The organism is Amycolatopsis roodepoortensis, from assembly GCF_024628825.1.
In the GTDB taxonomy this organism is placed as follows: Bacteria; Actinomycetota; Actinomycetes; order Mycobacteriales; family Pseudonocardiaceae; genus Amycolatopsis; species Amycolatopsis roodepoortensis.
Map to the genome: position 1 here is coordinate 1,669,175 of NZ_CP102415.1, position 11,434 is coordinate 1,680,608.

Annotated in this window: 6 protein-coding genes; 5 read left to right on the top strand and 1 reads right to left on the bottom strand. The window is 72.6% G+C overall.

All coding sequences use genetic code 11. The features are described 5' to 3' along the window. The first annotated feature begins 48 nt into the window (after window positions 1-48). The 5 genes from NQK81_RS07630 to NQK81_RS07650 all read left to right on the top strand — a co-directional run bounded on the left by NQK81_RS07630 (window position 49) and on the right by NQK81_RS07650 (window position 8,700). Window positions 49-1,740 carry a flavin monoamine oxidase family protein gene (locus NQK81_RS07630; protein WP_126735792.1) on the top strand — a complete coding sequence of 564 codons (1,692 nt, stop codon included), beginning with the start codon at window positions 49-51 and terminating at the stop codon, window positions 1,738-1,740. Window positions 1,741-1,759: 19 nt separating this feature from the next. After that, entirely contained in the window at window positions 1,760-3,172 is a 1,413-nt protein-coding gene (locus NQK81_RS07635; protein WP_257487655.1) for a class I adenylate-forming enzyme family protein, read from the top strand. Between the two features lie 27 nt (window positions 3,173-3,199). Next, window positions 3,200-4,138, top strand: coding sequence for an ACP S-malonyltransferase (locus NQK81_RS07640; protein WP_257487656.1), 939 nt, complete (start codon window positions 3,200-3,202; stop codon window positions 4,136-4,138). After that, window positions 4,135-5,679, top strand: coding sequence for an MFS transporter (locus NQK81_RS07645; protein ID WP_257487657.1), 1,545 nt, complete (start codon window positions 4,135-4,137; stop codon window positions 5,677-5,679). Before NQK81_RS07640 ends, NQK81_RS07645 begins: the two co-directional genes overlap by 4 nt. A gap of 276 nt (window positions 5,680-5,955) precedes the next feature. Beyond that, the gene (locus NQK81_RS07650; protein WP_257487658.1) at window positions 5,956-8,700 is read left to right on the top strand and encodes an AAA family ATPase; all 2,745 of its coding nucleotides are present in this window, start codon (window positions 5,956-5,958) and stop codon (window positions 8,698-8,700) included. A 6-nt stretch (window positions 8,701-8,706) separates the two neighbouring features. On the opposite strand, the gene NQK81_RS07655 is transcribed toward NQK81_RS07650, so the two are convergent. Beyond that, window positions 8,707-11,427: an AAA family ATPase gene (locus NQK81_RS07655; protein ID WP_257489717.1), complete on the bottom strand. Its 2,721-nt coding sequence runs from the start codon at window positions 11,425-11,427 to the stop codon at window positions 8,707-8,709. Window positions 11,428-11,434: the final 7 nt, after the last annotated feature.

The window sequence follows — 11,434 nt, forward strand, 5'->3', positions numbered from 1 at the left end:
CCCGCGGTCGTCCGCGCGACGCCAGAACTAGTGCCGGAGGTAACGCCGATGACCCTGTCTCCCGTCGAAGAACGCATCCTGCCCGGCCCCCGCGCCGAGGCGGCGCCGCCGGCGAGCATGCTGTGCCCGGATTTCCCGTTCGCCTACGACGACTGGCTCCGCCATCCCGCCGGGCTCGGCCGCGTGCCACGCCAGGCGCACGGCACCGAGGTCGCGGTGATCGGCGGCGGCCTGTCCGGGATGGTGGCCGCATACGAGCTGATGAAGCTCGGCCTCAAACCGGTGATCTACGAGGCCGAACAGCTCGGCGGCCGGATGCGTTCGGTGAGCCTGCCCGGCTACCCGGACGCCGTCGCCGAACTGGGCGCGATGCGCTTCCCGCCGTCCGCCGGGGCGCTCTTCCACTACATCGACAAGGTGGGCCTGGAGACGACGCCGTTCCCCAACCCGCTCTCCCCCGCGTCACCGAGCACGGTGATCAACCTGCACGGCGAGAACCACTGGGCGCGCACGTCCGCCGACCTGCCGCCGGTGTACCGCGAGGTCAACGACGCCTGGACGAAGACGCTCCAGGAGCAGGCGGACATGTCGCTGATGGAGGACGCCATCCGGCGCCGGGACATCTCGACCATCAAGGATTTGTGGAACCACCTGGTCACCAAGTTCGACAACGTGTCGTTCTACGGCTTCCTGACCTCGTCGCCGCTGTTCTCGTCCTTCGAGCACCGCGAGATCTTCGGCCAGGTCGGCTTCGGCTGCGGCGGCTGGGACACCGACTTCCCCAACTCCGCGCTCGAAATCCTGCGCGTGATCTGCACCGACACCAGCGACGAGCACCACCGGATCCTAGGCGGCTGCCAGCAACTGCCGCTCGGGCTGTGGGCGGACGAACCCGCCGACCTCGAATACTGGCCGTCCGGCACGTCGCTGAAAAGCCTGCACGGCGGCGAACCGCGCCCGGCGGTGGTGCGGATCGACCGCACCGGCCGCGGGTTCACCATCGAGGACGCGGACCGCGACGTGCGCACGTACCCGGCGGCGATCTTCGCCGCGCAGAACTGGAACCTGCTCTCGGGGATGAAGAGCGACGACGCCCTGCTGCCGCAGCCGGTCTGGACCGCGCTGGAGCGCACCCACTACATGGGCGCGTCGAAACTGTTCGTCATCACCGACCGCCCGTTCTGGCTCGACCAGGACCCGGCGACCGGCCGCGACGTGATGAGCACGACGCTCACCGACCGCATCCCGCGCGGGGTCTACCTGATCGACAACGGCCCCGACGAACCCGGCACGATGCTGCTCTCCTACACCTGGAACGACGACTCGCTCAAGGTCGCGTCGCTGAGCCCGGACGAGCGGCTCGACGTGATGCTCTCCGCGCTGGCCAAGATCTATCCGGGCGTCGACATCCGTTCGCACATGATCGGCCCGCCGATCGCGATCACCTGGGAGACGCAGCCGCATTTCAAGGGCGCCTTCAAATCCTGTCTTCCCGGCAGCTACCGCTACCAGCGGCGCCTGTTCACCCAGTTCATGCAGCGTGACGCCGCCGAGCACCACCGCGGCTTCTTCCTCGCCGGCGACGACGTCGCGTGGATCGCCGGTTTCTCCGAGAGCGCGGTCACCACCGCGCTGAACGCCGTATGGGGCGTCGTCGAGCACCTTGGCGGCGGCACCCACCCGGACAACCCCGGTCCCGGCGACGTGTTCGACGAAATCGCCCCGGTGAGCCTGGATTGACAGCGGAAAGGACTTCCCCATGTTCGCGAAGATCTATTCCCCCGACGCGGTCACCGGCGGCGCGGCCTTCGAACAGCAGGCCCTCCGCGTCGCCGAGGTGCTGCGGGACCGCGGCGTCGGCTCCGGTGACCGTGTCCTGCTCAAGGCCGACAACACGCTGGCCTATCTGACGATCCTCGTCGCGCTGATGCACGTCGGCGCGTCGGTGGTGCTCGTCGACCACATGGAGCACGCCGACCGCACCGCCGAGACGATCGCCGGTTCCGGTGTCGTGCTGGCCGTCATCGACGACGACGCGCCGATGCCGCCGGACGCTCCGTCGGCCTACACCTACGAGATCATGGTCGCGGCCGCCGATCGGGCCCCGACGGACGTCCAGTTGCGTTTCGACGTCTGGGAAAAGCTGCCCGACAGTCTCGTGATGTGGTCGTCCGGTTCGACCGGCGTCCCCAAGGGCGTCGCGAAGAACGGCGCGCGGTTCCTGAAGAACCTCGAACGCAACGCCGATCTGGTCGGCCACGTAGCGGACGACGTCCTCCTGCCGCTGCTGCCGTTCAACCATCAGTACGGCCTTTCGATGGTGATGATCGCGTGGCTGCGGGACTGCTCGCTGGTGATCGCGCCCTACCGCCGCCCCGACCGCGCGCTGCGCCTGGCCGGACGCGCCGGGGCGACGGTCGTCGACGCGACGCCGTCCACGTATCGCAGCCTGTTCAACATCATCGGCAAACGCCCGGCGCTCAAAGAGGAATTCTCCCGGGTGCGCATGCTGTGCAGCGGCGCCGCGCCGCTCGAACCCGGCGTCGTGGACCAGGCCGAAGAGCTGTTCGGCATGCCGCTGCTCGACAGCTACGGCAGCACCGAGATGGGCAACGTCGCCTTCGCCAACATCGGGAACCCGCGCGGCTGCGGGCAGATCGTCGAAGGGCTGGCCCTGGAGGTCCGCGCCGACGACGGCACCGTGCTGCCGCCCGGCGAGATCGGCGAACTGTTCGTCCTCGACCCCGACCTCATGGAGGGCTACCTCGACGCCGGCGGGCAGGTGATCCCCGTCGACCGCGGCTGGTACGCGACCGGCGACCTCGGCCGTCTCGACGCGGACGGGAACCTGTTCGTCGTCGGGCGCAAACGGGCGGTGCACCGCAACGGGCACACCCTGCATCCCGAGGTGATCGAGCACCGGCTGGCAGGCGAAGGCTGCTCCGCGAAGATCGTCGCGCTGCCCGACCAGCGGCGCGGGTCGAGCCTGGTCTTCGTCGTCGAGGACGACGCGCGGCGGGACTCGCGGTACTGGCGCGACCGGATCTGCGGTGTGCTGCCGCCCGCCGAGCAGCCGAACCGCGTCCTCGTCACCGATCAGTTCCCGTTGAACCGCAACGGGAAACCGGACCGGAAGCGGCTGGAGCAATTCGCCGCCGCCGAACAACTCTGATCCCCACCACGAAACCGGGTGTGCGCAGTGGAAAGTTCCACCGATGCCGTCCTGTTCCCCGGCATGGGCCCGGCCCGTGCCCGCGAACTGGGCCGCTTCCTCGTCATCGATCCCCTGGCCCAGCGCCTGCTCGGCGTGGCGGAGCAGGCGCTCGGCCGCTCCCTGCTGGATCCGCTCGCCAGAACGGACGAGGAGTACAACGAGCACACCCAGATCGCGTTCGTGCTCGCGTCGCTGGCGCTGGCCGAACGCGCCGAGCGGGAGCACGGGCTGGTGCCGGTCGCGGTCGGCGGCGCCAGCTTCGGCGAACGCGCCGCCGTGGTCCGCGCGGGCGCACTTCCCGTGGCGGATCTCGTCCGCCTCGTCGACGCCGTCGCCCGGCGAGAACGGGAGTACTTCGAGACGGCGCACCAGGATCTCGTCAGCCAGTTCATCGTGCGCACGCCGGAAGCGGCGCTGGGCGGGATCCTCGACGGGATCGGCCACGAACTCTCCGGCCGGTTCGACGACGAGGTCCACCTGGTGACCCTGCGCGAGTCCGATTTGGACGAATTCGTCCGGCGGGTCCGGGCCGCCGGCGGTTACGCGCTCACCACCATGCGCCCCGCGGCGCACGCGCGGATGCTCGGCGGACTGCGCGACCGGCTGGCGGAAGAGGTCTTCGGCGGCTTCCGTTTCGCGGATCCGGAGCTGCCGATCGTGTCCGATCAGGACGGTGAGCCGGTCCGGACCGGCGACGAGGCGGCGTCGCTCCTGCTGGAGTCGACGGTCAACGCGGTCCGGCTGCCGGGGCTGGTCCACCGGTTCGCCACGCTCGGCGTCGGCCGGGTCCTCGTCGCCGGCCCGGACCACCTGCTGCACCGGCTGCCCGGGCTGACGTCGGCGTTCACCCTGCTGCGCGCCGACCTCCGGGACACCCTGAAGCCGAGACGGCGAGCCCGCCTGCGAGAGGCGGTGGCCGCATGAGCACCAAGGTCCGCGACATCGCGACGATCATGGTGTCCTGCCTGGCGCAGCTGATGGTCGCGATCGACATGACCGTGCTGCATCTGGCGGTCCCCGCGCTGACCACGCAGCTCGGCGCGTCGGCAGAGGAACTGCTGTGGATCGCCGACGTCTACGGGTTCGCCATGGGCGGCCTGCTGGTGACCATGGGCAATTTCGGCGACCGGTTCGGCAGGCGCCGGGTGCTGCTCATCGGCGTCACCGCGTTCGCGCTGGGCTCGCTGGTGGCGGCCTACGCCCCGAGCGCCGAACTGCTCATCGCGGCCCGCGCGCTGCTGGGGATCGCGGGCGCCGCCGTGTTGCCTTCGACGACTTCCTTGCTGCGCGCGGTCTTCACCACGCAGCGGGCGCGGACCGCCGCGGTCGGGGTCACCGCCGGGGTTTCGGCCGCGGGCTTCGCCATCGGCCCCATCGTCGGCGGGGTCCTGCTGGAACACTTCTGGTGGGGTTCGGTCTTCCTCGTCAACATCCCGGTGGCGCTGCTGATCCTCGGCGCCGCCCGCGTCGTACCGGAATCCCGGTCCAGCGGCAGGCTGCGGCTCGACCTGCCCAGTGTCCTGCTGTCCATCGTCGGGCTGGTCGCCGTGGTGTACGCGTTGAAGGGCGCGTTCTACGTCGGGCTCTGGTACCCGGAAGTGCTCGGCGCCTTCGCTCTGGGAGGCGCGTCGCTGCTGTGGTTCGCCCGGCGCCAGCGACGGCTGGAGCAGCCGCTGATCGACCTCGATCTGTTCCGGCGGCGCGGTTTCTCGGCCTCGGTCGGCTCGAATCTGGTGTCGGTGTTCACGATGTCGGCGTTCGCGCTCATCTCCAGCCAGTACTTCCAGCTCGTGCTGGGCTGGAGCCCGCTGCGCTCCGGGCTGGCGTTCGTGCCCGGCGCCGTCGCCGCGCTCGTCGCGGGCGGTGTCGTGGCGGCCAAGGCGGTGCGCCGGTTCGGCCGGGCGCCGACGGTCTCGGGCGGGCTGGCGCTGGCGTCGATCGGCTTCGGGTTGTTCGGCGCGATCAGCACGGACTCGTCGTACCTGCTGGTGCTGGCCGCGCAGGTGGCGTTCGGCGCGGGCGCCGGGCTCACGCTGACCGTCACCGGCGACACGATCCTCGGCACCGTCCCCCGGGACCGGGCCGGCGCCGCGTCGGCGATCTCCGCCACCGCCTACGAACTCGGCGGCTCACTCGGGATCGCGGTGGTCGGCAGCGTGCTGTCGGCGGTCTACCACGCCGAACTGACCCTGCCCGCCGGTGTGCCACCCGATCTGGCCGCGCAGGTGCGGGAATCGTTCAGCGCCACCGCGGCGGTCGCGACCGGCCTGCCCGAACCGGTGGCGACGGCCGTCCGGACGGCGGCCGAGGAATCGTTCGTCGGCGGCATCCGGACGAGCATGCTGGGCAGCGCGGCGGTCATGACGATCCTCGCGCTGGTGGCGCTGCGGAGCCTGCGGGGCGTGCCGAAGGTGATCGAGACCGATGTGCCGCCCCCACAACCCGCCCCGACCGCGCTGCCCTGACTTGGCGAGCGTCGCGCAGGTCCGGCGTCGAAGTACGTGAAGGCCCCCATACTTGCGCCTAGGTACATGAAGGGGTCCTTCACGGACTTGGCCGGGCGTGACCGTATGGCTTGCCGCCCCGTACGACGAACGACCTGACCGTGGTCCGCCGGGGCAACTATGCTGGCCGAAGGTGCCCCGGCCGCCTGACCTCCCGACCGCACGGTCCTCCTTGCGCCATGCTCGGAACGACCGTCGCCCGGCCGCGCCGTGGTCCCGCGCCGGCCGAGGAGGGAAATGGGAGCGACGGCCGTCACGAGCGCCGGACCGGAGGACGCGCAGGCCGCGTTGGACCGGGTGCTCACCGGGCCCGGCGCGATCTGGGTGGTGCACGGGCCGCCGGGCAGTGGCCGCAGCACCGTCCTCTCCGGCCTCGCCCAGCGCGGCCGCCGCTCCGGCTCCGCCGTGCTGGCCGTGCCCGCCGGTCCCGAACCAGAGACCGTCCTCCTCCGGCTGACGACCCAGCTGGTCGAGCTGATCACCGCCCTCGCCCGCCCCGAACTGGTCAGCATGCTCAGCGCGGTCGCCTGGTTGCGGACCCGGCTCGAGTCGGGTTCCGGCGCCGGGCCGCAGACGACGGCCCACGATCTGGTCACCGTCCTCGCCACGCTCGCCCCGCACGGCCGCGTCGTGCTGCAGTTCGACGACTTCGACCTGCTGCCGCCGGATCTCGCCACCGTGCTCACCCTGGTCGCCGAGGGCGCCCGCGCCACCGGGACGATCACCGTCGTCTCCGTGACCGGCCGGAGCAGGCGGGACGGCCCGGTCGGCAAGGTGTTCGCCGTCGCCGACGGCACGATCGGTCTCCGGCCGCTGACCGCCGAGGAGACGACGGCGCTGCTGCCCGGCTGGACGACCCGCGCCGGGCGGATCGCGAGCGATCCCGCGCTCGTCACGACGGTCCGCGCCGCGCTCGGGCCGCTGTTCGGCAACCCCGGCACGGTCGGCGCGACGGTCGCGGGGCTGCGCGCCACCGGCAGGCTGTCGGTCATCGACGAGCACGTCTGCCTCGTCGGCGCGGGAACGCCGATCTTGCTGCCCGGCGGACATCCCGAGACGCTCCGGCTGCGGCGGCTCGGGCCGCGCGCCCGGCGACTGGCCGCCATCGTCGCGGTGCTGAGCGAGCAAAGCGCCCCCACCCTCGAAAGGCTGCCCTGGCTGGCTTCCGCGGCCGCGCTGCCACCGTCCACCGCGGGAGAGGCCCTCGACGATCTGGTCCGGGCCGGGATCCTCCGCACCGGGTCCGGCGGCGCGATCGAGTTCGTCGTCCCCGCGCTGGCCGAAAGGCTCCGGCTGGAGCACGGGCCGCGCTGGCGCACGGTGCTGCACCGGCGGATCGTCCGGGAGCGGCGCTCCGAGGAGATCGCCCCGCATCTCGCCGAGCTTCCGCCGTCACCGCCGGATCCCGAGGCCGCGGGCCTGCTGCTCGAAGCGGCGGCGAAAGCCGACCTGCCGACCGCCCGCCGCTACCGGAGGGCGGCGCTGCGGCTGCTCGCTCCGGCCGACACCCGCTTCCCCGAAACACTCAGCGCGCTGCTCGCGGACAGCCTCGCTGCCGGTGAATACGGTGCGCTGGCCGACGACCTCGCCACCGTCGTCGCACCGCGGCTCACCGGCGCCGAGCCGTCCGCCACCACGCTGCTGTGCTGGCTGGGCGCCCTCGCCCATGAACAGCGGCTCGCCGAACTCGACGTAGTCCGGCCGCTGGCCGCCGAAGTCGCCCGCGCCCTCGACGCGGCTCACGACTGCCGCCGCCTGCTGGACGCGGTCAACCGGGCCGACCGGCCGGTGGCCGCCGAGGCGGTCCGGGCGCTCGCGCGGGCAGGCGGCGCCGAGGACGACAGCCTGTTCGCCCTCGGCGCCGGGATCCTGCTCGGCTCCTTGCCCGGTGACGGTGGCAGGCCCGCCGAAGAATGGCTGGTGTCGACGGAAATGCCGCCGCACGAGGACGTCGCCGAGGCCGCCGAGGTCCTCGACACGGTCAGCGTGCTGAAGGTCCTGCTGCGCGGCCGCTACCAGCCACCTTCGAGCGGGTTCTCGAGCGACTGGCACGCCGTCCGGCAGGCCTACCGCGAGGGCGAGTGGGACACTGCGTTGTCGCTGGCGCGGCGGCTCGAAGGAGACCGCCTGTGGTGGGACCCACCCCGTCGCCACCGGTTCGCGAGTGTGTTCGCCGCGGAGATCTGCGCCCAGCGCGACCAGCCGGACCGAGCGGCGGATTGGTTGCGCCGCTTGCCTTTCCGGACGTCCGCCGACGCCGGTGCCGCCTGGGTCCGCTGCCGCCTGCGCCAAACGGGAGGACAGCACGACGAGGCGGTGGAGCGCGGCTGGCGGGATTACCTCGACTGCCGCGAACGCGGCGTGCGCGCGGGGATGGAACGGCTCCTCGCGCGGCTCCTGTACGGCGCTCGGCGCCAGGGTGACACCGAGGCCGTGGCCCGTCTACTGGCCGAATTGGAGAACCTCGCGACCCGATGCCCGACCGCGTCGGTCCAGGAGGCGGCCCTGGTGTGCGGCGGGCTCGTGCGCGGGGACATGGAATCGGTGCGCGCGGGGGTGAAACTGGCGCGGCAGTCCGGCGACGTGTTCCGCATCGCCGAGGCGTGCACGGCCTTCGGTGAGGTGAGCCCGGTCCCGGCGCCGTCCCTGCTGGAAGCGCACCGGACGCTGGAGCGGCTCGGCGCGGTCGCCGAGCTGGCGTCCGTTTCGACGCTGCTCGAACGGCATCGCATCGCCTTCTCGCCGGAGCAGGCGGACCGGACCGACCGGGCGGCGCTGGATCCCTTGGAGCGCCACATAGTCGGCCTGATCGCGAGCGGCCACACGAACCGGCAGATCGCGGCGGCGTTGCAGGTCAGCGAGAAACGTGTCGAGGCCCGGTTGACGTCGCTGTTCGAGCGCACCGGCAGCCATTCCCGGGTGGAGCTGGCCGCCGCGTGGCTGCAGGGCCGCCTCGGCACGGCGGCGCCCGCCGGATCCTGACCGGATTCACCCCGCCCGGTGGCCGCGCATCGCCGCGGCCAGCTGGGCGCGGCCGGTGATGCCCAGCTTGCGATACGAGCTGGTGAGGTGCTTCTCCACCGCGCGCACCGTGACCTCCAGCAGTTCCGCGATGTCGCGGTTGCGGCGCCCGGACACCGCCAGCTCCACCACGCGCTGCTCGGTCGCGGTCAGCAGGCCGTCCGCCTGATCCGGCGGCTCCCCGGAGCCGGTCAGCCAGCTCGCGCCGCATCCGGCCGCGAGGCTCCGGCCCTCCAGCAGTCGTTCGCGGGCGTCGGGCCCGGTGCCCCGTTCGCCGAGCAACACCAAAGTGCGGGCGAGTTCGAGCCGATCTCCCGATCCTGCCAGGACTTCCGCGGCCTCGCGCAGCACCGGGACGGCGTCCTCGTCGCGATCGAGCAGGGTCGCGCGGATCCGCAGCGCGCGTCCGATCGACGACGGCGCACCCCACGACAAGGCCCGCTCGACCTCGCCCTGCGCGACGGCTTCGGCCCGCTTCGGATCGTCCGTCGCCGCGAGCAGCAGCGCGATCTGGCCGCGCAGCGGCAGCAGCACCCGGTTCCCGAACCGCTCCAGCTGATGCACGCAGTCGAGGAAGTATTCGGCGGCCGCGGTGTGATTGGCCTCCGTCAGCGCCAAGGTGCCGTAGGCCAGCGACCGCAGCCAGGGGTCGTGGTCGGCCTCCAGGTTGTCGACGAGCAGCCGGGCGAGCGCCGGATCTCGTTGTTCCATCGCGATTTCGGCCAGCACGCGCATCGCCGTCATGGTGATCCCGACCCGGCTGGGACCCGCCGACGCGAGCACCGCCTGCGCGCGGTCGCGGGCGACGCCGAGCAGTCCCGTGGCCGAGGCCACCAGCGCCTGGCCCGCCCAGGCGACCAGCGTCGGGAGGTCGGGGTCGGCGGCGGGGCCGCACGCCGCCGCGAGCCAGGAGTCCACTCCGTCGAGCGAATCCGCCGCGGCCAGCACCAGCACGGTGAGCGGGAACGTGGTGTACATCTGGTCCGGTGAACCGGGTTCCCGCGCCAGCACCTGCCTGGCGAGGTCCACAATGGACTCACGGGGCGCGGCGCCCGCGACGGTCATCAGGTAAAGCAGGACCGCGACCAGTTCCCGCTGGGCCGAAGACCCCTGGGCGGGCTCTGGACCGAGCTCGGCCAGCCGGTCCGCCGCCGCGTCGCCCGCGCCGGGCACTCCTCGTTCGAGGTAGCGAAGCCGGGCTTCCATGCGCAACGCCGCTTCGGCCGCGGCCGGGCCGGGGACCTCCCGCAGCTCCACGAGCACCTGCCGGAGACGGCGGACGTCCGCGGCGAACCGGAGCCCGGCCACCACCGGGAGCAGGCCGAGCGCGAAGGCGCGATCGACCGGATCCCGCATCAGGCCGAGTGCCTGATGCAGATGCCGGTGGGCGGCGGGCAGGTCGTAGCCGCGTTCGACGGCGGCGAGATCGACGAGCAGTTCCGCGCGATCGGCGCCCGGATGCGCCAGCGCGTGCCGCAGGTACTGGGCGGCCGTGCGGGGCGACGAGTTCGCCAGCGCGGCACTGGCCGCGGTCCGCAGCACGTCCGCGGCCCACGGTTCGGGTTCGGCGACCGTGGCGAGCAACTGCCGCCCGATCTGCTCGACCGGCCTTCCGTTGCGGTACAGGACGTTCGCGGCACGCAGGTGCAGGCTGTCCTGTTCCTCGGCGCTCAGCTGGTCGGCGACGAGGTCGCCCGCCATCCCGCCGGCGAACCGCAGCAGCCCGTCGGCGGGGGTCTCGACGATGCCCAACCTCCGCAACGCGCGCAGCGCCGCGTCGAAGTCCGGGGAATCGAGTCCCGCGAGTTCGGCGAGGACGCCGGCCTCGGTCTCCTCGCCGAGCGCGGCCATCGCCTTGGCCACCGCGCGGACGTCGTCCGGCTGGGCGCGCAGGCAGCGGGTCAGCCGGGCCGCCGCGGGCGAGGGGCGCAACGCGGCGAGTTCGGCCGCGGCCGAGGCGACCGGGCGCAACCCGTGCCCGAGCATCGTGTTGACCAGCGCGTCCAGCAACATCGGCGAACCACCGGTGCGGGCGAGACAGGCGTCCGCGAACTCGGGGGCGGGTTCGGCTCCGCAGCGGGCGGTCAGGTAGGCCCGGACGCCGGCGGCCGAGAGCGGGGTGGCGTGGATCGTGCGTGCCGCGGTGCGGGCGATGTCCTTGACCACGATGTCGTCGGCGGAGTCGTCGCCCTCCAGCAGGGTCGCGACGACGAGGACCCGCAGCCTGCTCATCCGCTTGGCCAGATAGGCGAGCCAGCGCGCCGACGCCGCGTCCGCCCATTGGAGATCGTCCACGAGCAGGGCCACCGGGCCGGTGTCGCGCACCATTTCGGTGAACAACTCCAGCAGCTCGTGCAGCACGAGATGGGCGCGGCGCGGGTCGGGCGGGTCGGCGGGGAACTCGCTGTCGGCCCGGACCGCGGTGAGCAGTTCCCCGCGACGGCCCGCCTCCAGCAACGGTTCCAGCAGCAGCCAGACCACACCGTGGGCGACTCCTCGCTCCAGCGGCGTCGCCGCCGCCCGGACCACGCGCACTCCCCGCGCGGCGGCTTCCTCCCCCGCCGCGTGCAGCAGGGCGGATCGTCCCGCCCCCAGCCCACCGCGGACGACGACGAACTCGCCCGCCCCGGCACGGGCTTCGGCGACCGCCCCGGCGATCGCGGCCAGCTGATCCGCTCGCTCGATCATCACGGCG